This window comes from Methanolobus psychrotolerans (assembly GCF_002243045.1).
Lineage (GTDB): Archaea > Halobacteriota > Methanosarcinia > Methanosarcinales > Methanosarcinaceae > Methanolobus > Methanolobus psychrotolerans.
The window spans coordinates 1-20,754 of sequence record NZ_MBKP01000035.1 but is presented as its reverse complement, the minus strand read 5'-3'; the positions used below and the strand labels follow the sequence as shown (position 1 = coordinate 20,754).

18 protein-coding genes and 1 pseudogene are annotated in these 20,754 nt (G+C 42.4%); 7 read left to right on the top strand and 12 right to left on the bottom strand.

Features of this window, described 5'->3' with window-relative positions:
• Positions 1-29 precede the first annotated feature (29 nt).
• On the top strand, positions 30-1,241 hold the full coding sequence (locus BB781_RS11145) for a potassium channel family protein (protein ID WP_094228572.1): 1,212 nt from the start codon (positions 30-32) through the stop codon (positions 1,239-1,241).
• 8 nt (positions 1,242-1,249) lie between these two features.
• Here BB781_RS11145 and rpiA read toward each other — a convergent pair whose 3' ends face one another.
• From rpiA to argH, 4 genes and pseudogenes are all read right to left on the bottom strand, one after another.
• Positions 1,250-1,942, bottom strand: a complete 693-nt coding sequence (gene rpiA, locus BB781_RS11140) for a ribose-5-phosphate isomerase RpiA (protein WP_094228571.1) — start codon at positions 1,940-1,942, stop codon at positions 1,250-1,252.
• A gap of 22 nt (positions 1,943-1,964) precedes the next feature.
• Positions 1,965-3,296, bottom strand: a complete 1,332-nt coding sequence (gene aspS / locus BB781_RS11135; RefSeq protein WP_094228570.1) for an aspartate--tRNA(Asn) ligase — start codon at positions 3,294-3,296, stop codon at positions 1,965-1,967.
• Between the two features lie 268 nt (positions 3,297-3,564).
• A pseudogene (gene gatD / locus BB781_RS11130) lies at positions 3,565-4,752 on the bottom strand (Glu-tRNA(Gln) amidotransferase subunit GatD); the annotation flags it as partial.
• A gap of 69 nt (positions 4,753-4,821) precedes the next feature.
• Positions 4,822-6,303, bottom strand: coding sequence for an argininosuccinate lyase (argH, locus tag BB781_RS11125; protein WP_094228568.1), 1,482 nt, complete (start codon positions 6,301-6,303; stop codon positions 4,822-4,824).
• Between the two features lie 278 nt (positions 6,304-6,581).
• On the opposite strand from argH, the gene BB781_RS11120 reads away from it, so the two are divergent.
• A complete protein-coding gene (locus BB781_RS11120; protein WP_094228567.1) occupies positions 6,582-7,055 on the top strand; it encodes a chemotaxis protein CheW in 474 nt (157 codons plus the stop codon).
• Between the two features lie 252 nt (positions 7,056-7,307).
• A complete protein-coding gene (gene budA / locus BB781_RS11115) occupies positions 7,308-8,165 on the top strand; it encodes an acetolactate decarboxylase (protein WP_094228566.1) in 858 nt (285 codons plus the stop codon).
• Here the strand turns inward: budA and BB781_RS11110 are convergent.
• Positions 8,105-10,054, bottom strand: coding sequence for a sensor histidine kinase (locus tag BB781_RS11110; RefSeq protein ID WP_094228565.1), 1,950 nt, complete (start codon positions 10,052-10,054; stop codon positions 8,105-8,107). The two genes, budA and BB781_RS11110, sit on opposite strands and share 61 nt — an antisense overlap.
• A gap of 186 nt (positions 10,055-10,240) precedes the next feature.
• Here BB781_RS11110 and BB781_RS11105 point away from each other — a divergent pair, with 186 nt between their 5' ends.
• Positions 10,241-11,398: an LL-diaminopimelate aminotransferase gene (locus BB781_RS11105; RefSeq protein ID WP_094228564.1), complete on the top strand. Its 1,158-nt coding sequence runs from the start codon at positions 10,241-10,243 to the stop codon at positions 11,396-11,398.
• 343 nt (positions 11,399-11,741) lie between these two features.
• Positions 11,742-12,137 carry a DUF5658 family protein gene (locus tag BB781_RS11100; RefSeq protein ID WP_094228563.1) on the top strand — a complete coding sequence of 132 codons (396 nt, stop codon included), beginning with the start codon at positions 11,742-11,744 and terminating at the stop codon, positions 12,135-12,137.
• On the opposite strand, the gene BB781_RS11095 is transcribed toward BB781_RS11100, so the two are convergent.
• Both BB781_RS11095 and BB781_RS11090 read right to left on the bottom strand, forming a co-directional pair.
• On the bottom strand, positions 12,105-13,136 hold the full coding sequence (locus tag BB781_RS11095; RefSeq protein WP_242492634.1) for a phosphate signaling complex PhoU family protein: 1,032 nt from the start codon (positions 13,134-13,136) through the stop codon (positions 12,105-12,107). The genes BB781_RS11100 and BB781_RS11095 overlap by 33 nt on opposite strands.
• Positions 13,137-13,183: 47 nt before the next feature.
• A complete protein-coding gene (locus BB781_RS11090; RefSeq protein ID WP_129582697.1) occupies positions 13,184-14,317 on the bottom strand; it encodes an archaellin/type IV pilin N-terminal domain-containing protein in 1,134 nt (377 codons plus the stop codon).
• Positions 14,318-14,442: 125 nt separating this feature from the next.
• On the opposite strand from BB781_RS11090, the gene BB781_RS11085 reads away from it, so the two are divergent.
• Positions 14,443-15,117 (top strand): RAD55 family ATPase, encoded by a 675-nt coding sequence (locus BB781_RS11085; RefSeq protein WP_164997857.1) that lies wholly within the window; start codon positions 14,443-14,445, stop codon positions 15,115-15,117.
• A gap of 165 nt (positions 15,118-15,282) precedes the next feature.
• Positions 15,283-15,489 (top strand): hypothetical protein, encoded by a 207-nt coding sequence (locus BB781_RS16165; protein ID WP_242492633.1) that lies wholly within the window; start codon positions 15,283-15,285, stop codon positions 15,487-15,489.
• Between the two features lie 117 nt (positions 15,490-15,606).
• On the opposite strand, the gene BB781_RS15760 is transcribed toward BB781_RS16165, so the two are convergent.
• The 5 genes from BB781_RS15760 to BB781_RS11065 all read right to left on the bottom strand — a co-directional run.
• Positions 15,607-15,783 (bottom strand): hypothetical protein, encoded by a 177-nt coding sequence (locus tag BB781_RS15760; RefSeq protein WP_164997856.1) that lies wholly within the window; start codon positions 15,781-15,783, stop codon positions 15,607-15,609.
• Positions 15,784-16,127: 344 nt separating this feature from the next.
• Positions 16,128-16,292, bottom strand: a complete 165-nt coding sequence (locus BB781_RS15755; protein ID WP_164997855.1) for a hypothetical protein — start codon at positions 16,290-16,292, stop codon at positions 16,128-16,130.
• Positions 16,293-16,587: 295 nt separating this feature from the next.
• Positions 16,588-17,964 (bottom strand): type II secretion system F family protein, encoded by a 1,377-nt coding sequence (locus BB781_RS11075; protein ID WP_094228558.1) that lies wholly within the window; start codon positions 17,962-17,964, stop codon positions 16,588-16,590.
• Positions 17,961-18,878 (bottom strand): type II secretion system F family protein, encoded by a 918-nt coding sequence (locus tag BB781_RS11070; protein ID WP_094228557.1) that lies wholly within the window; start codon positions 18,876-18,878, stop codon positions 17,961-17,963. Before BB781_RS11070 ends, BB781_RS11075 begins: the two co-directional genes overlap by 4 nt.
• The coding region (locus BB781_RS11065) for a type II/IV secretion system ATPase subunit (protein ID WP_340637523.1) at positions 18,879-20,754 on the bottom strand (1,876 nt) is incomplete at its 5' end.

Here is a 20,754-nt window from a genome sequence, read left to right as displayed (position 1 = left end):
ATAAGAAATACAATGAACGGTAGAAATTTATGAGGCCAAAGGAAATAAGGTATATTCCACGCAATCTCAAAGATCTGTTGATAGAGATGAAGGATACATCCGAACTTATGGTAGACCTTGCTTATTCAGCCATGGTCTATGATGACGAGGATATTGCAGAAGAGGTTATGCGTCTTGAAGAAAAGATGGATACACTTGACTATCACATGAAAATCGCTGCTATGCTCAGCACAAGACGTGTTGAGGAAGCAGAAGAGATGTCCGGTGTACTCCAGGTTGCCCGTGCGTCGGAGAACATAGCCAATGCAGCCGGAGATATTGCCAAGATCGTTTTGATGGACATGGGTATCCCCACGGAGTTAAAACTTGCAATGAGAGAGGCAGATGAAACCATAACCAGAGCAACCGTCAGTGAAGATTCAACCATTGCCGGCAGGAACCTTGAAGACATCGAATTCGACACGGAAGCAGGAATGTGGATCATCGCCATACGCAGGAATGATGAATGGATATACGATCCTAATCACCAGACCCGCATAAGGCCTGATGACGTTCTTTTTGCCCGTGGTCATGACGAAGGTGTTCCTATTTTCATTGAACTTGTAAAGAACCGCAAATATGTTCCCAGGGAAATGCAGCATGAAAGGTTCCTGATAGACCTTGAGAGAGCTGTTGACATAATTGTGGAAATGAAAAACATGGGAGAGCTTTCCGTAGGTCTTGCCTATTCTGCCCTGCTTTTCAACAATGAGGACATTGCCCATGAAGTAAAGGCCCTTGAAGCGGAGATGGACGCCATGAAACATGAACTTCAGCATTGGGTGCTTGAAACTGCAAAACATGTACCTGATGTGAATATACTCCGCGGGCTCCTGCAACTTGCAAACTCGGCAGAAGCGATCTCAGATGCCGCTTACACCATTGCAGATACAGTTCTAAGGGACATCGAGCTGCACCCCATTATCACCATTGCTGTAAGGGAATCCGATGAGGTAATTACCAAACTGGTCGTACAGAATTGCTCACCCATAGTCGGGAAAACATTTGGCCAGTTAAAACTAGAGACTGAAACCGGTGTACATGTGATGGCGATCAAAAGGGATGACAGGTGGGTATACAGGCCAAATAAGAAAACAGTTGTCCAGGCTGGAGACATTCTCATAGCCAGAGGCTCACACACAGGAGAAGAAGCATTATTTGAGCTGTGTGCCTGTCCGCTTGATGATAAAAATGGATCCTGATCAACAGATCAGGACATTATTTCTACGGACCCATCTTTTTTACCTATGTAGACCTCGTCAACATTGGTGAAAATTCCATGTTCCACAATTCCGGCTACCTGGGAAAGAAGAGCAGACATCACCACTGGATTTTCAATTACACCAAAGCTTGCGTCGATAATGAAATTCCCATTATCCGATATGACAGGACCGTCCTTCCTTGCTGCAAGACGCAGCATAGGTTCCCCGCCAATTTTTCGTACCTGCTTTGATACAAGTTCCCTTGCGTAGGGAAGTACTTCCAGAGGAACATAGTGATTCAGTTGTTCACTGTATTTTGATTCGTCAGCGACTATCACAAAGCGCTCTGCAGAACGTGAAACTACCTTTTCACGTGTGTGTGCTGCACCGCCGCCCTTGATGACATTCAATGCAGCATCTATCTGGTCAGCACCATCGATGGCTATGTCAAGTTCCGGGTGCTCGGCAAGTGAGGTAAGGGTGATACCTGCCTGTATAGCCAGCATCTCTGACTGGTATGACGTCACAACTGCAATGATGTCAAGGCCTTCGTCAACACGCCTTCCAAGCTCAGCTATTGTGTAAGCTGTGGTGGAGCCGGTACCAAGACCGACAACCATGCCATCTTTCACAAGGTCAGCGGCTGCAAATCCTGCAGCCTTCTTCTCAGGACTTTCTCCTGTAGGGTTTCTTTCTTTCATCAGAACTCATCCTGCAAAACGATCAGGGAGAAAGTCTTCGCCTGTCCCTTGGGAAGAGTACGACATCACGGATGTTCTCAACACCCAGCATGGTCATGACAAGCCTTTCACAGCCGATACCCCATCCTGCATGTGGTGGCATACCGTACCTGAAAGCCTTGAGATAGAACTCGAATCCTTCAGGGTCCAGACCCTGTGATTCTATCCTGCTTACAAGAAGCTCAGGAATGTGGATACGCTGGGCACCTGATGAGAGTTCCATTGTCCTGTGCATCATGTCAAATCCCTTGGACAGGATCGGGTTATCCTCATAGGGCATTGCATAGAACGGTTTGATCGCGGTTGGCCAGTCTATGATGAAATAGTGAGATTCTCCGGTTTCTCTGAATACATGTTCACCGATGGTATGTTCGGCAACAGTACCAAGGTCGTCTCCCCAGTTGAGTTTCTCCTCACTGCTTGCATTGACGATATCGATGGCCTCATCATAGGTAACTCTCTTGAATGGAAGTACTGGTACCTTCAGCTCGACACCAATGGCTGCAAGTGAATCCGCTGCATTTGCGATTACCTGTTCATAGATGTATGCGACCATGTTCTCAAGGATCTCCATTACATCAAAGTGATCACAGAAACTTGCCTCGATGTCAATGGATGTTGCTTCATTCAGGTGCCTGCGGGTGTCGTGTTCCTCTGCCCTGAATATAGGACCTATCTCAAATACCCTGTCAAGTCCGCCTGACATAAGGATCTGCTTGAAGAGCTGTGGACTCTGGTTGAGGAAAGCTTCCCTGTCAAAGTATGTTATCGGGAAAAGGGATGTTCCACCTTCTGTTGCTGTTGCCACGACTTTCGGGCTTGTTGCCTCGATAAAACCGTTCTCTGTAAGGAAACTCCTGACAGCTCTCAGTACTTCATGTCTTATCCTGAAAATAGCTGTTGTCCTTTCTCTCCTTAGGTCGATAAACCTTGCATCAAGACGTGTGTCAAGTTCGGCTTCAACCTTTCCGGTCGTGTCCATTGGCAATGGTGAGTCCGCCTCGTTTAGAATTGTAATTTCCTCCGGGATGAGCTCATAGCCATTCGGAGCCTTTGCTTCGGGCTTGACAGTACCTGTTATAGATACAACGGATTCCCTTACAAGTTTCCTTGCCTTTTCCAGGAGTTCCGGTTCTGTCTTCTTTTTCACCATTGTGACCTGGGTCCTTCCTTCACGGTCCCTGAGCACAACAAAACAAATTCCACCAAGGTCACGGACCTCGTGTACCCATCCGGCCACAGTGACCTTCTGGTCACCCAGTTCCTCGGGGTTAATCTGTGACGTATAATGCGTCCTGAGATTTGCTAATGACATATAATTCACCTGATCAAACTATAATTATTACAAATGCTATCAAATACCGACTGTATATTGATTGTGCGAGTCGGACATTTTACTATTTTTACAAACAAATCTGCTGTTTGCGCATGAATACTTGTTGATTCTTTATAAACCTAATTACTACGTTTATATTATTTAGTATCATCATAAATCCGGCATGAGAAGACTAAAAGAGCTACATAAGACTCCTTTCATTGATCTCTGATCTGATATTTCCTTTCAGTATATCAACTGCAGCACCATAATCCTGTATCTGCCCAAGTGTCCACATCATCTTGACAAGAGCAACTTCAGGGAGCATATCCTCTCCTTCAATTGCACCGGCTTTTAAGATGTCCCTGCCTGTGTCATAGACCCTGTCACATATCCTTCCGTTGAGGCACTGTGAAGTGACCATCACAGGGATGTTCTTTGATGTGGCCCTCTCTATCTGCGGTATCCAGTCGGTTGACACATGACCAAGTCCTGTGCCCTCGATGACTATGCCCTTATAGCCTGCATCAATAAAGTAGCCAAGTATATCCGGGCTTGCACCGGGAGTGAATTTCACGAGGGCACATTTTGGTTCAAGGGAATTATTTAGTGCCAGTTCCTTTTCATTTCTTTTAGCGTAAGGAAGTGAAGTGCATATTTCCCCTGTTGCATAGTCCACATAGCCTATAGGTTCAGAATTGATCGACCTGAAAGCATCCCTTCTGGATGTATGCATCTTGCGTACCTTGGTCGCACGGTGGATAGAACATTTATCATCTGAACCATCGCCGTGCATGACAACTGTAACCTCAGCAATGTCACTGACTGCAACCTTTGCGGCGCATATCGCATTCATGGCATTGTCACTGCTTGGCCTGTCAGCACTTCTCTGTGAACCCACAAACACAATAGGCACAGGAGTGTCTATCATAAATGACAATGCTGCGGCAGAGTACATCATAGTGTCCGTACCGTGGGCAATTATGATACCATCGGCACCATTTTTGATCTCTTCCACGACAGCCCTTGAAAGTTCCTGCCAGTATTCAGCTTTCATGTTCTCGGAAAGTATATTATAGATAGCCTTACCACTGAAATTCGCTATTTCTGTAAGCTCCGGTATTGCCTGCAGTATATCATCTGCTGAGAACTGGGAAGTCACAGCACCGGTCCTGTAATCTATCTTACTGGCAATGGTCCCTCCGGTGGACAATATGGAAACCTTCGGAAGACCTGGTTTGGATCTTATCCCGCCTTTTCCCGCAGCTTTGGAAGAAACTGGCATATCCTGCTTTTTTTGTATTATCGTGACAGTGGCACCCTGCGGGTCAATACCTGCATTGTAACCACTGATCATCTTTATGATTATATGACCGGTTGTGCTCGGCATGACAATACCTTCGTACTGCACACCGCCCTTTTCGACCTTTACTCTGTCACCCTCTTCGAATTCCATGATTATCCCTTGATTATGTAAATATGATTTTAAAATATAAACTCTATAACAGATTGGACACCAGCGATATCAAATCTCTTTTCCCGTATAACCTTCAACTACGCTGAAAAGGATATTTAATGCATCCTCAACACTCCTGTTCAGGCTTTCTATTGTTGACTGTGTATTCTTGATCTCTTCCTGGCGTACCTTTATTGCCCTTCTGACCTCATCTGGAGCAGGTCCACCTGTGATGGCTCTTCTCCTGATATTCATAACAGGGTCAAGAGCTTCTTTCACCATGTCCCCGGTCAATCCCCTCTCACTCAGGCTTTCACCAAGTATGCTTTGAGCCACTGCATCTATCTCATCCAATGTCGGCCTTCCGTTGCCACGTGCAAGCACACCAACTATCTGGTGGGCTGTCCTGAACGGAATGCCTGCTGTCCTTACAAGTGTATCGGCAAGCTCTGTGGCGGTTGTGAAACCAAGCACAGACTTTTCAGCCATGGACTCAGTATTGATCTTCATGGTAGCGATCATACCTTTTGTGATACGGACAGCACTTCTGGTAGTCTCCACCGCACGCCACATATTTGGAGTTGCTTCCTGAAGGTCACGGTTGTAACTCAACGGAAGCGCCTTGCAAAGTGAAAGCAAAGCCATCAGTGAACCAATGACCGTACCGGCCTTACCCCTGACAAGTTCGGCAGAATCCGGGTTCTTCTTCTGTGGCATAATGGAAGATGTGGAAGCATACATATCATCCAGTTCTACAAAAGAGAATTCAGAGCTGGACCAGATGATGATCTCCTCTGCCATCTTGCTGAGGTTGACCATGATGTTTGCCATTGCAGATGCAGATTCTATCAGGAAGTCACGCGTACTTACAGCATCCATTGAATTGCCAAGCAGGTCGTCGAATCCAAGCAGAGAACGAGTCCTTTCGCGATCAAGATCAAAACCCGTTGAAGCAAAAGCTGCAGAACCCAGTGGACATTTGTTCACTCTTGAGAAGGCACCGATTATACGTTCGATATCCCTTCCGATAGCATCGGAATGTGCAACAAGGTGATGTGCAAAAGTTGTGGGCTGTGCATGTTGCAGGTGTGTGAAACCCGGCATGAGTGTTTCTGTATTCTCGGATGCCTTTTCAAGCAGGGTCATGCGAAGCACAATGAGCTCTTCCATTAAAGACAGTAGTTCATCCCTTAACCTTATCCTGATGCAGGTTGCAACTTCATCGTTGCGGGAACGACCGGAATGCATCCTGCCACCTGTATCCTCACCTACGATGTCTATAAGCCGGGACTCCAGGGAAATATGGATATCCTCATAACTGTGATCAAGTTTCCCGATACCTTCTTCCTTTATTTTCAAAAGCCCGCCAAGAATGCTGCTACAATCTTTCTCTTTAATGATGCCCTGCTCATGCAGCATAACTGTGTGGGCCATGTCTACAAGGATATCAGCCTCAAATATCCATTTGTCAGCAGACATTGATGATGTAAAATTGATCATATCTTCGTCAGGTGTTGAAGTTAAGCGTCCTCTACGTAAAATATCGCTCATGTGAACCCTCGTAATTGTGAAATGTAACTGAAAAGTAATCCTGATTTTAATCCTGATTTTAACCCTGATTTTAACCCTGATTTTAACCCTGATTTTTAGCGTGGTATTGGTCTAAATACTTAAATAAGAATCGGTTTTTTGAAAGTTGCCGGAAATTGATTATGTTTCCTGCAAGCTGAGAGAAGTTATTTATACTAATTTCAATATAATAATAGACAGAATAGTTATATGCGGGTTGTAGTGTGCTAATACATTTCCGCTTTCATTGAGGTGAAAAAATGGCAAAAGTGAGTGAAACTTACAAAGATCATATTCAGGATGACCTTCATCAACTCGTGGTTTTCAGCCTGGGTGTGGAAGAATTTGGTGTAAACATTATGCAGGTACAGGAAATTATCCGGATGCCTGACATAACAAGGATTCCAAGAGCTCCCGATTATATAAAAGGTGTCATCAACCTGAGAGGAAAGATAATAGTTGTCATGGATCTTGACAAACGCTTTGGGATGTCACAAAAAGCGCTAACTGACGACTCCCGTGTTGTTGTTGTGGATATAGAAGGTACTGTAATTGGACTGGTAGTTGATTCTGTCAGTGAGGTCATACGTCTGCAGGGCTCAAACATTGAGCAAACCCCTGAAATTATATCACAGAAGATCAATGCAGAATACCTTAAGGGTGTCGGTAAACTGGAAGACAGGTTACTTATCCTACTTGACCTTGAGAACATCGTGAACGAAACTGCCAAATAAAGAGCCCTGACAGTCTTTTTTTATAGGGAAATGGTAACAATCATAAAATTGTTACCTGATTTATCTTCCTCAATTATCTTGCATAAACCATTACAGTTTTTGTATTATACAATAAACATAGTAGAAGCTCAGTCCAAACTAACTGTTTTTTTGTGTTCAATGATGTAGCAATCGAAATGGATAAGGATGTATAGTACAAAAATAAATATATAATAATAGATTAACTAATTTAATTACTTTAGAGGGAATTAAATGAGAACAAAAACTCTTTACTTTGCAATCCTGTTGATAATTCTGGCAACTATAACAGGAGGATGTATCGGTGAACATACCGAAGATGCCGAATCGATAGATGAATCTGCTGATAATGCTGTAGCAGACACTTCCGATGCGATAGCTATGAAAGAAACCGATACCATCTACCAGTTTTCCATAATAGACGCTCTTCTTGAAGGAGTTTATGAAGGAGAGATAAGCTGTGCGCAGCTCAAGGAAAAAGGTGACTTCGGACTTGGAACTTTTGACAACCTTGACGGGGAAATGCTTCAACTTGATGGAGTGATCTACCAGGTCAAAGTAGACGGTCATGTCTACGAAGTTGAGGATTCTGTAACATCACCTTTTGCAGCTGTCACTTTCTTTGAGACTGACATTGAATACGCAGTAGATGAGGAAATGAACAGCCAGCAGATGGCAGAATACATTGCAGAACAATTTCCCAGCCAGAATGTAATGTATGCTATAAAGATCACCGGAAAATTCGACTACATGAAAACACGTAGTGTAGCAGCACAGGAAAAACCATATCCAAGACTTGTTGACGTAACAAAAAACCAGTCAGTCTTTGAATTCAACGATATCGAGGGTACAATTGTAGGATACTGGATGCCTGATTACGTGGGTGGCATAAATGTACCAGGCTATCACCTGCACTTCATCACACAGGACAGGACAGGTGGAGGACATATACTGGACTACACAGTTGTTTCAGGAACTGTAGAGATAGACAGCACAGATAAGTTCTACCTGGAATTGCCAGAAAACAATGATTACCTTAACAAAGGCTTTTCACAGGATACAGAAGGTGAACTGGAAGAAGCCGAAAATTGATTTTGCTTGATGGGGATACATACATGGACATCAGTTCCTACCCCTTCTTTACTTTCTATCCATATATTTCCTCCATGATTTTCTACAATTACTTTGCTAATATAAAGTCCAAGACCATTTCCGCCATAGTTCCTTGTTGAAGAACTGTCTATCTGGTGGAATTTCCTGAAAAGTCCCGATATATCCTTTTCTGAAATGCCAATACCATTGTCCCCTATTGTCACGTGGACTGTTTTGTCGTTCTGGAATGCGGAAAGAGTGATATCACCATGCTCTGGTGTGAATTTGATCGCATTGTCCATCAAATTAAGGAACACCTGGGGCAAATATGTCCTATCGGCCTGGATTAAGCAGGAATCAAAGGCCACATCTGTTTGAATGCGTATGTTTTTTTCTTTTATAGTATCAAAGAAGATATTCACAACATTACTAAGGAGAGAAGAGATATCAATTCGTTCAAAGTTATATCTTATATTCCCATTCTGGTTGGTACTCACAAAAAGCAGTGAATCTATTAAATTCTGTAACTTGCGCGATTTTGTCACCACGCGCTCTATTGCATCCGCCTGCTTATCGTTCAGTGGACCCAGGGTGCCATCCTGTAAAAGTTCACTGAATCCTTTTATAGAAGTAAGTGGCGTATTCAGTTCATGCCTTAGATTGGAAAGGAATTCATCCTTGAGCTTGTCAAGGGATTTCAGTTCTTCATATGCATGCTCCAGCTCGCGGGTTGAACGCTTTAAAGCTTCTTCTGTCTGCTTGCGTTCAGTGATATCACGTATGTGGCTTACAGCCATCACTACATCACCTTTTGTATCATAGACAGGGAATATACGGAAATCCCTTACTTTGTTATCGACTGAATCCGTATGCTCGAACTCTTTCATACTGCCTGTTGAAAAAACATCCTTAATAAGAAGGGAGTCGCAAGGCATAATGTTATGCGCAAAGCAATCGCACATCCGTGGATGCGGGTTATCTTCCTGTGGAGGAGATATCATGTCCGTTTTCCAGTTACTTGTCACAATTTTCATTTCCGGGTCCACAACAACTATAAGATCCTGCAAGGCATTGAAGGTACTTGTAAGAAGTTCTTTCTGGTTTTGTAACTCCTCTTCTGAGTTTTTATATGATGTGATGTCAGCAATAAGACCAATACCACCTTCAATAGTATTGTTCTTTGATCTAAGAGGAACATAATATGATCGGAGATATGTTTCTCTGCCGGATATTCTTGCAGAGTATTCATTCTCATAAAAAGTATAGGAGCTGGCTAAAGAGCCGGCAAAAAGCTGGTGTAAGCGGTCATCATTCACATAATCAAAAATATCTGCACCAACTATATCATTCTTTGATGATCTGAAAATATTAAGAAAACTTCTGTTACAATGACTAATGGTCCCTTTACGGTCCACAAAAATTCCCAGGGGAGAAGCGTCAAAGATCAGTCTGTACCTTTTCTCGGACTCAAGAAGAGCCTCTTCTACATATTTTCTTTCAATCACTTTACAAAGGCGTGATGTAATTACATCCAGCAACCTTTGTTCACCTTTTAGGAACGGACCTATGTCATGAAACGGACGTTCCTCACGATAGGATATATGAAGAGATCCTTTTTTAGTACCATGTACTATAATGTCACTAAATAATGACTGCCTGTTCTTTTCAAAATTATCGGACCGGTATATTTCTCCATCTAAAAGGATACATGACTCTGCAATTTCAGGATAAAGAAACGCTGATGGCAACCTTTGTATGATACCTTTTAACAGGGATCTGACTGGTAAGTGCAGGTCAAAAAGATCTGATATACTATAGATGCATTCAAGTTCTCGTTCCCGTTTCCTAAGAATATCCAGTTTTTCGTCAGAAATAATAATCCACACCACAAGAGAATCATATAATTATATTAATATGATTTATATTTTTAATATTAATAGATTTTGTTAGGATAGAATAGTTTGAATAAACGGAAATGAATTGCCTTATGCTATGCCCTTAAATAGATGAGAATCATTAAAAGGGATTCAAAGATGCCATATGGCACACAAATTGTTTGGATCATAGGTGAATAAATGTATTCTGATAGGATTAACTCATTGCCCCCGTACTTGTTTGCAAAAATAGATGAATCTAAGGCAGCGATGAAGGCAAAGGGCGTAGATGTTATAGATCTTGGTGTAGGTGACCCGGACCAGCCAACACCTGCACATATCGTAGATTCAATGTGCGAAGCTGTGCGTAACCCGGAAACTCATAAATATCCTTCCTACGCAGGAATGTTTGCTTTCAGGAAAGCTGTTGCTGACTGGTGCAAGGAAAGCAGGGGACTTGATCTGGATCCTGCTTCGGAAGTTCTCACACTTATAGGATCAAAAGAAGGTATTGCACACATACCTCTTGCATTCATAAATCCGGGTGATGTAGCCCTCTGCCCTGACCCTGCCTACCCTGTCTACAAGATAGGAACTGAATTTGCAGGCGGAGAGCCTTATATCATGCCACTGCTCCAGGAAAATGATTTCCTGCCTGACCTGGATGCAATACCAAAGGACAAGCTTGAAAAAGCAAAAATAATGTTCTTGAATTATCCTAACAATCCCACATCAGCAACAGCTGATGAGAAGTTCTTTGAAGAGGTTGTACAATTTGCCAGGGATAACGATATTATTGTCATACATGACAATGCATATTCTGAAATGACCTATGATAACTACAAGGCACCCAGTTTCTTAAGCGTTGATGGCGCCATGGATGTTGGAATCGAACTCTATTCACTTTCAAAGACATATAATATGACAGGATGGAGACTCGCATACGCTGTGGGCAACAAGCAGATAATATCCGGCTTTGGCAAGGTAAAGTCCAATGTGGATTCAGGAGCATTTGATGCTATCCAGATGGCAGGCATTACAGCACTTTCCAGCTCCCAGCAATGTGTTGCTGACATGAACCGCATCTATGAAGCCAGAAGGGAGGCACTGCTAAAGGGACTGCATGAACTGGGACTTGATGTTAAGCCACCTAAGGCAACATTCTATGTCTGGACACCTGTACCTGACGGTTACGATTCAATGGGATTTGCCAAATTGCTGCTTGAGACTGCAGGTATTGTGGCAACACCTGGTGTTGGCTTTGGAACTTACGGTGAAGGCTATATAAGGTTTGCACTTACCCGTCCTGTTGAAAGGATCAACGAAGCAGTGGAAAGAATGAGCAAACTGAATATCTGATAATGGTTAGGTTTCTGTATATTTTCTTTTTCTTTTTCTTTTTTCGGGTTCAGCACCAATCCATCGGTTAATAGATCAGTTACTATTTTGTGGCTTTGTAGAATCCTGTTCAAGCAGTGAATTATGAACCGCAGATGCACACAGATAAACGCAGATATGATGGGATCTTTATTATCATCAGATGCTACTATCGTATTCTCCCAGGAAAATACATATAACTATATAATTCAAACAATTAATATAAATAAAAATATTATAAATATACTATTAAACAATATGATGAACATAACTTCCTAAAATAACTACATTCCACCAATATACATGAGCACACTACTATGAAAGTATGCTCTCACAAAATATTAACACTGGATTGGGCCGCAAAGAAGAGATATACGAATTTTTGCATGATGCAAAGTATATAATCCTACTTTACATTGCAGGGGACTTTCTTACCACATTCCATGCCCTCAGTAATGGGTATGGTTTTGAAGAAAACGGTTTGCTTTCAAAGATAATGGCAGACCATGGAATATGGTCATTGCTGCTGGTAAAAATATTGATCCTGACCGTAGTCTACTGGAATTACAGATCAATAAGAACATCAGTCCATTCCTATGCAAAGAAACTGTGGGACTTCTCAAGGATAGGAATCAGTCTTTTCGGACTGATACTGGTAATCAATAACATGATGGTTATATTTGTAAGATTAAGTCTGTTTGAGTATCTGGGCCTCTCCTGAAAGAGAATCTTTTATCTCAGTAGCTTTCATGTTTATGACCATTTCACCAATATCCGCACTATATTCAGCTATACGCTGAAAACTTTCACTTATTTTTCTTTGCCTTTCACCAGAAAGACAGTAAGAATTTTCGGAATTCCCGGATTTCCGGTTTATTTTATTGCCAAGTGTAGAAGACATCCGGGATGCTCTTATCACATTGTTCGCAAGGTCAGCATTGATATCCAGCACAGACTTGAATGAGTCATTGAATAGTTTAAGGGAAAGTGCGCCCATTTCGATCATATCTTCGTTGTCATCTCTGTTTCCATTCATCTGAATAACAGTATGTGCGATTCCCTGGACGTGATCACCTATGCGCTCCATCAGTTTAATTATAAGGCGATACCCAAGACAGTCCTTGTTGTTCATAATGCCAATTTTATGGGCAAGAGTAGAGTCATCCAGAGCAGCTTTAATCTGCCTGACACTTAAAAGATAGAATTTATCAACATCATTATCCCTTTGTACAATATCCAGGGCAAGTTCCGCGTCAGCCTCCCTTAAAGCTACAATCGTATCCTCCATCATTGAATAGATAATACGGAACATGCTCTGCAGGGATTTTTCCAGAGATATATCCTGAAAGTTCAGCAGATTCTGGAGTATTATTTCATTCCTGGATTCTTCAACGATTTCAATGCCTATGAGACGTTTACGGGCAGAATCTTTCAAGTATTTGCGGTCAGCAGCCGTAAATCCTCCCGGAGAATATATCCTGATAATGTCATATCCGACAAGATAATTGGCAACAAGCAACCTGAAATTCTCTTCCTGGTCCTCAACCACTACCATTTCAACTTTTGAGCGAACACTCTTTTTTTGTTTCCCCTGGTCAGGAGTTATAACAAGCGAACGGTCCGGTTTTACAGTAAGTAGTACCGTATCCCCTGCGCGAAGTCCACCTTCCCTTACCCACTCTATAGGAAGTGAAACTATGTAAGTAGAACCGCCTGTCAACTGGATCTTTCTTTTCTCTGATATAAATATCCATCCTTTTTATTAGATTAGGAAATTGTCAGGTTCCCGGAAACCTGGCTGAGTTTAGATGTCATTCCATCATCATCCGTAAGCATCAGGTCAATGGTTAGATTGTTAGCAGTATACGGATAGTTGAGCGAAGGCCTAACAACCATGCCAGAGAGGTTATAATCATAGACCAGATTAGAGTCTTCCCATATTGCCCACTTATAGCTGGTAATAAATCCGTCCATATCCTGTGAGCCTGAAGCATCAAGAATAAGATAACTTTGAGGATGCGTGGTCGTGTTGGAGCTCATTATGTACTCTACTTTAAACTGCACTTCAGCCATTGGAAGAGGCGGAGTGAAAAGCTCCTTGAAAACGTTGATATAGGAGGTTATTATTTCAACTTTCAGGGGTTCATTTTCAGCAGGAGCTTTTCCCGCATATGATGTGAAGTCGATTGTGTATGAAACAATGTAATCGGACGTGTTGGTAAGACTACCACCTGACTCATTCCCAAAGAAAACAATCTGCCTGTTCTCATTATTTATTGAAAGATTGCCTGTTTTTATGCATTCTGTGGAGTTTGATAAATAGTATGTACTAGATATATAAGGCACCTCTCCATAAGCTTCCCAGGGATGTCTTTTCAGGGAATATGTAAAATCAAGACTGTTATTTACCCATGCAGAAGTATCTATGGTTTCGGTAGCTTCCACAGTAATATCCGAAAAGTTCAGGTGAACAGTCTTACTTTTTGTTGCAGGGATCTTTATCCTGTGGCTTGCGCTATAAATTGCGGGATATTCCCTGTACGCATCGAATGTACCCGATATGCCTGAATCATCATATGCCTTAAAATGAAGGAAAAAACCATCATTTATGCGTATTGCTGAAATATAGGAATCTTCAGTATTGAGATTGAGTATTTTAAGGTCGATGGTGTTCCATACTGAAACGTTGCCCGATGGCTTAATTGATACTATCTTCAGGTTTTCGTTCTCCACGGATGTAAGATGACTCTCACGATCCATGGCCTGCTTCTGCATGGTCGATACCATAAAAGCAACACTTGATGCGGCAATTATTGTAATGAGTATCAGTAGTAATGTACCAAATATAACAGAAACCCCACGGGTATCCTGCAGGAATACTTTCATATCGTTGCCAGCCATCTGTGATGAGAAGTGTATTACTTAATATATACTTTGTTTACATAATATATATAGACCTCAATATTCTATTTACTTTGCGGATTTATTCCAAAACCATTTAAGCAATGATTACTTTTAGGAACTTGATGGTGCTAACTAGCTTCGGTTTAAAAAACGTACCTTCTAACGTGGTACTATTAGTAGAAGAAGATATAGGAGATGTGAAGAGTGTCTTCTTCCGTAAAATAAGTTCTGACGCACTGGCAGTCGGAAAGAAAGTACATTACATATCGACACGAAGTTCAGAAAAGGATATTATGGAAGAATTGAATGACTCCGGCGTCCAGAATTTGCCTGAGAACCTTACCATCATCGGAAATTTTACAGATCCTGTAGCTTTGCTTGATATGTGTTACAGGAGGCATAAATTATGCCACCGGCTTTATGGCGACAATGCAGGCCCATTGCATAAAATAACCGATTCAGATGTCTGCATCATAGATATGTTTTCCTCACTTTTCATCCATGAAGAAGTTGAGGTCATTTCCGAGGCAATTGAATCTCTTATCACAATCAGCAGGGAAGCAAATATCATATTCCTGCTTTCAGCAGACATGGGCATCCTTCCCGAAAGAGCCGAGAAGATAATCCGTTCCATGGTTGACGGCATTATTCAGTTCAGGACGGAGTACATAGGTGGTAAGATTAACAGGTATATAAACATCCCCAAAATGAAAGGTAGTCTTCCCCTGAATAAAATGATAGCCTATAATGTCACCAGTCAGGGAATTACTATGGATACAAGGGAAAGGGTAGGTTAATTTCCCATATTGAACTGTCATTCCCGGATTTCATTATGATGTCTTTTTCTTCGGATCTGTAGAAACTATGATTGCATAATTTATATTCCATAGCACTTTTTGTGATAAATGTGATGGGATTTGGACTATCTGAAGAATAATAATTGATAGGAGATGCATCTCATTATGCAATATCAAAAACAATGCAGAAAAGACCAGCAAAACGTCTGCCTTAATGTCATTACTGAATATCAAGACAGTAATCTCACGCATAATCGTCAGAATAGTGGCATCAGTCATGCAGGTGATCCTGACCCTTTCATGAACACGATGATCAACAAAGGTCTTGAAGAGGTTAATGAGAACAAAGATAGTCAGAATGCCGTATACTAGCTGGACCTAGATCATTAGTTTTCAACAATACGTACCATATAGTCTGGAAGATATTGGATGCCTTTATAATTATTGCCTGCAAGAGTATGTAAAGGACTACAACCGTCACTGCATAGATTACGTTTGTGTATGTTTGAATGTAATGGATTTTCGATTTTCCACAGCAACTCCAGCTTTTACAAGACCGGTCCATGTGTCTTCGGTTAAGAAAGTAATTATACAAGTCGTCTTGATCTTTCCAATTGTTACTAATGATTTGAATATGTTATAGACAGGATATGGTGTTGATTTCATGAAAATTGGTCATAACTTGAAGCAGACATCTTGGGTAGAACCGATAGCTTTCAGGCAAGAATTATCCTTAACAGAAGACCAATGAAGACCGATTATACTTTCAAATAGCAATTTTAGAGACCTATTTTCTTGCTTACATATATTCTCTGATAACTGTGAAGAATGTGCAATCAGAACCACATAGGCAATTTTCCAGGAGATATTCACTCCGGGGACATCCATACTATGATCCCAGGCTGTAAATAAACATACAGATCAAGATATAGAATGGTTAAAATGAGCAATTAATATCAACATCTAAGTGAATTTAGAGAAATCGTTATCTTGAATATTGAAGATCTCACTCAGTCTATTATCCCTTCAATCTTGGCACCATCATAGTTACAGCGGGTGTTGATCACTCCCTGAAGAATGGGTTTATAGTCTGCATCATCATCGTCGTTTTGAACGGCGACAGAACCACCGTACTCAATATCATTTGTTTCAATCCAGCTCTTTAATGATTTCATATTAATTCTCCATATGTGAGTGATATATATTACTCATTGAATATTATATAGAGTTTGCACCAATATTTTGGTAAATCTATGATTGCCTGTATATAGTATATATTAAAAATGGGGATACGTAGAAAACATGACTGATTGAACCTTCTTGATATTCAAGCAGTAAAACGGGTAAACAGTACATTTAAAAATCCTTCTAAATTCAATGATAACTGCAGATATTTGGCAGATGATATTGATCCTGATATTTTATCTACAAAGCTTTTTGCTTTTTCAATAAAATGTTAAAAGATGAGGCTCAATCACCTCCTCCATTTACTATTATCATTGCGGTACCCGTTGATTCACCGGCTGTCGCAGTGACTATATACGTGCCCATATCAGAGCCAGGGATAGGTGTCACTGTTACCGTACCATCCTCTTTTGTCATGGCACTCGTTATCACCCCACCGGGAGATATTGACATCTTGACAAATATATTTGCAGCAGGATCACCATCCGCATCAGTCACATTAAATATTATTGGCTGCTGCAACGGGACGCCACCAAACACTTCCTGTGCATCACCTGAAACGACGGTAAGCATATAGGTAGATCCCAGTCCTGCGGGCAGCAGAAGTGTCACACAGGCAACATAACTTAGCATTATAAGTATCGCAGAATGCTTGAATCCGTGTTTTATTTCTCCTTCAGTTATCTGGCCGATTATCAGGCCACCGAACAGGGCATTCAGTATGATCATGTGGAAAAAACCACGCTCAAAATTGATATCGGAAAGACCGGCACCACCAAGCATTTCCATGCCCACACCCTGGATGAGAGGCAAAAGGGATGTGGAGAGGATGTACGTAAGCATTACAATGATACCCTGTGCAAGGTAAAAGATAACAATGTATTGTTTCAGGTTTGCCTCCTTCTCCCTCTGGATATTTATTACCGACCTCATGTCTTCGGAAGTGCGGAACAGCAGGTCAGCAACATTGCCACCTGTATATGCAGCCTGGACCACTATGTCGATGTATCTGGCAACCAGGCGGCTTTTCATGGACTGCGACATCTTGTGCATGGATTCTTCAAACGATTTACCCAGCACCATTGAAGAGGCTGCATCCTGTGCATTGCTTGTTATCACGCCAAGGTTTGTCTTTGAGAGATTGACAAAACCTTTTACAGGATCGATACCACCCCTCATAAGTTCTGACAACTTGTATAGGAACTCGCTGAAAGCTAATTCTCTTTTTTGGAGAAGTCTTTTCTGGAGAAAGGAATCTATTGAGTATGGGATGATGGCCACCAGCGCGGCAAAGATCATTATATGATCAAGATCATCTTTTGTTTTAGATTTGTCATCTCCTGGTTCCGGTTCGACCTCCTCTGCTTCGGCGGCCACGACCTCACCCCTTTCTGCAGCCTCCGAGGCTTCCATTTCGGCTACAAGGGCTTCATATGCAGCTTTCTTTGAAGCAGCTTCATCAGTTCCGCCGGCACTACCCTGAGGGTCATCGGTGACAAAAGAATGGCCGGTAAGAAGTGCCATCAGTACTATCATCAATGCAACAAAGACAGGTATCCCAAGTGTCAGATATTCACGTTTGATATCAAAACGCAGTGTTAATATCTGCACATGCCGCTGCATTATCAGGCGGTATTTTTCAATATTCCTGGCAATATTCATAGAGTGCTCCTTGAATATTTCATCCACAGTAAAATAAGGAAAACAATGTTGATGAACGGCAGCATAAAGTAGACGAAGAACTGGAACATCTGTTTTGCTGTGAATGGACCCAGGTCAATACCTAACGCACTTGTGACTACGATCATCAATACTACAAGCACAACACTCATGACGACACCACTCAGGTAGCCTTCCCCGTAGACTGCCAGGGAATCTACGAACTCCTGCTGCATCTGACGCCTCATTTCCATGAGCTCGCGGGATTTCATTTCAAGATAAGTACGCAAGCCTCCGCCGGAATGCATGGAGTTGGCAAGGTCTATGCATATGGTCCTGAGCGATTCGGAGGAGGTATTACGGATAAGATGGTTCATGGCACTGACACCATCCTCACCCAGGACATCCACACGATACATTACCTTACCAAATTCAATTGAAACGTCACCATAATCCTCTATGGCGACCTGCCTGATGACATCCATAGGAGAGGAGCCTCCGCTTGCAAGGATGGTCATGTACCCAAGTGTAAACGGCAGTTCATGCTGAATATTCATGTTCTTGCCGGATATCTTATTGTAGAGCATAAAAGGAAAGCCGCTCACTGTCAGGCCAAATGTAAGGAAGGTCAGGACAGATATGTACACCAGAGGGGAGGAAGAGTTCCTGAAAAGGATTGTGGAGAATATAAGGACAATTACAGAAGCCAGTCCTGCTGTTACCAGTGCAAGGGACATGAACATGCCGGGGGTTAGCACCATGTCTGCCTGATAGAGGGATTTTGCGATATCATCCTGAGGTTTTTTATCTATGTGCTTACCAAATACATAGCAGAACATCTTGTATCTTTCTATGAATTTATTGCTAGCCCCATCATTGAATGCCTGATGGACATCTGTATCCTGAGTCCGGACCATTTAATGCATCAGCTCCATCATCTCATCTTTCTGCCTTGAGTATTTCCTGATGGCTTTTGCAACTGCTTCATATTCATGGATCCCGTTCTTTGCAAGGCTTTCAAGGTATTTCGCCCTTAATTCCATCTCTTTTATAAGTTCAGCCTGATCGATACCGAACTCTTCATTTATGTCATCAAAGAGAGCACTTGTGCCACCGAATTCATATTCATCGGTTACGGGATTCCATTTGAACACAGGATTTGTGACAAGATCACCACGCTCGGGGTCGAGTTCGACTATTTCTACAATTCTCAGGGCTCGCCTGAGGAAGTGTTCGCCTACTTTTATCATGGAGTTGAAAATGACCATGTCCACACTGGCAAAGAGGTTCCTTGGTACGTTCATGGGCTCTGATTCCACTCTTGAGAGCAGTTCATGGATGGAGCCTGCGTGTATGGTGCCCATACACGGGTGACCTACGGAGATGGCCTGGAAAAGAGTACCTGCTTCAGAGCCACGGACCTCACCCACTACTATGTATTCAGGTCTCTGCCTCAATGCAGCTTTTAGCAGGTCGTACAGTTCGATGTCGCCTGCTGACTTACCGTTCTCATTGCTGCCACCAAAGCCGGCCCTGGTGATGGACTGGGTCCAGTTGGGGTGCATGAGGTTCATTTCAGCTGTGTCCTCAATGGATACTATCTTGTATTCCGGGGGAATGAATGCGCCAAGAGCGTTGAGTGTTGTGGTTTTACCGGACGCTGTTCCTCCTGCGGCAAGGATGGAGCGTTTATATTCAACCATAAGCCAGAAGTAGGCAAGTACTGTTGAATCGTAGGTTTTGTAGTTCATCAGGTCGATGCAGGATACCGGATTGGACCTGAAACGCCGGATGGTGAAGGTGGAGCCTCTTTTTGTGACCTCTTTGCCCAGGGTGAGGTTGGCACGGCTGCCGTCGGTGAGGGTTGCATCTCTTATGGGCTCCAGTACAGAGATGTGCCTGCCGGCTGCCTGTGCCATTCTCATGACGAAGTTGTTAAGCTCGATCTCTTCATAGACCACATCAGTGGCCACAGAACCATAGACCCTGTGATTTACATACAGGAAACTGTAAGGACCGTTGCAAGTGACATCCTCAAGGTAAGGGTCTTTCATCAGGAGGTCCATCCTGTCAAAACCCATGTATTTCTTATGCAGGTAGTAGAAGAATTTGTCCTTCTGCGTATCACTGAGTTTCAGGCGATAGATGTCCACTATCAGGTCAAACCTGTCCCTTAAAGCCTCTGCACGGTCTTCTTCCTGCACCAGCAATATTTCGGAGTGTGCCATCTTGTCAAAGGCGTTCTGTATGATGTAAAGTGCTTCTTTTTCAGTTTCACTCATTGGCGGTTCAATGCAATGGTAAACCAGCGACTCTTCTTCAAATTCAATATGGACATACTGGCACCCGGGAGTTACTTCATAAGTGATATTCACTTCCTTCTGTGGAACTCCGGGAGCAGGAACAGATAGTTCACCAACAATCAATTCCATTTCTTCGATAGTTTCAGGTTTTGGGGTTATTATCTGTTCTATCTTCTTGAGAAGTAAAGAAACGGATGAATCTTTTGAAGACTTCTGTCCCTGCTCATGTGCGGATGTCGCTTCATCGTGATCTGTGATTTCGGAGGGGATGTTCTTTTTTTTTCTGAGACTTAACCTCAGACCTTTTTTGCCGCTCTTTTTCTGTGTTTTTTCAGGTTCCTTTATGTCTGCAGATGTTTGCTCATTTTCCAAAGAAGCCTCCTGAATTCCGGGGAGTTTTTTCTCCCTTCCGGCACCAAATCCAAAGAACCGCTTCTTTTTATTCCCGGCACTTTTGTTAACCTCTGCCAAAGGCTCACCCGTTTCATCC

Bases quoted from the DNA above. Each gene is read 5' to 3' on its own strand.
- BB781_RS11145 (WP_094228572.1), top strand. From the start codon at position 30: ATGAGGCCAAAGGAAATAAGGTATATTCCACGCAATCTCAAAGATCTG.
- aspS (WP_094228570.1), bottom strand. From the start codon at position 3,296: ATGTCATTAGCAAATCTCAGGACGCATTATACGTCACAGATTAACCCC.
- argH (WP_094228568.1), bottom strand. From the start codon at position 6,303: ATGAGCGATATTTTACGTAGAGGACGCTTAACTTCAACACCTGACGAA.
- BB781_RS11120 (WP_094228567.1), top strand. From the start codon at position 6,582: ATGGCAAAAGTGAGTGAAACTTACAAAGATCATATTCAGGATGACCTT.
- BB781_RS11085 (WP_164997857.1), top strand. From the start codon at position 14,443: ATGGTGCTAACTAGCTTCGGTTTAAAAAACGTACCTTCTAACGTGGTA.
- BB781_RS16165 (WP_242492633.1), top strand. From the start codon at position 15,283: ATGCAATATCAAAAACAATGCAGAAAAGACCAGCAAAACGTCTGCCTT.
- BB781_RS11070 (WP_094228557.1), bottom strand. From the start codon at position 18,878: ATGGTCCGGACTCAGGATACAGATGTCCATCAGGCATTCAATGATGGG.
- BB781_RS11105 (WP_094228564.1), top strand. From the start codon at position 10,241: ATGTATTCTGATAGGATTAACTCATTGCCCCCGTACTTGTTTGCAAAA.
- BB781_RS11090 (WP_129582697.1), bottom strand. From the start codon at position 14,317: ATGGCTGGCAACGATATGAAAGTATTCCTGCAGGATACCCGTGGGGTT.
- BB781_RS15760 (WP_164997856.1), bottom strand. From the start codon at position 15,783: ATGAAATCAACACCATATCCTGTCTATAACATATTCAAATCATTAGTA.
- budA (WP_094228566.1), top strand. From the start codon at position 7,308: ATGAGAACAAAAACTCTTTACTTTGCAATCCTGTTGATAATTCTGGCA.
- rpiA (WP_094228571.1), bottom strand. From the start codon at position 1,942: ATGAAAGAAAGAAACCCTACAGGAGAAAGTCCTGAGAAGAAGGCTGCA.
- BB781_RS15755 (WP_164997855.1), bottom strand. From the start codon at position 16,292: ATGAAATCATTAAAGAGCTGGATTGAAACAAATGATATTGAGTACGGT.
- BB781_RS11100 (WP_094228563.1), top strand. From the start codon at position 11,742: ATGCTCTCACAAAATATTAACACTGGATTGGGCCGCAAAGAAGAGATA.
- BB781_RS11075 (WP_094228558.1), bottom strand. From the start codon at position 17,964: ATGAATATTGCCAGGAATATTGAAAAATACCGCCTGATAATGCAGCGG.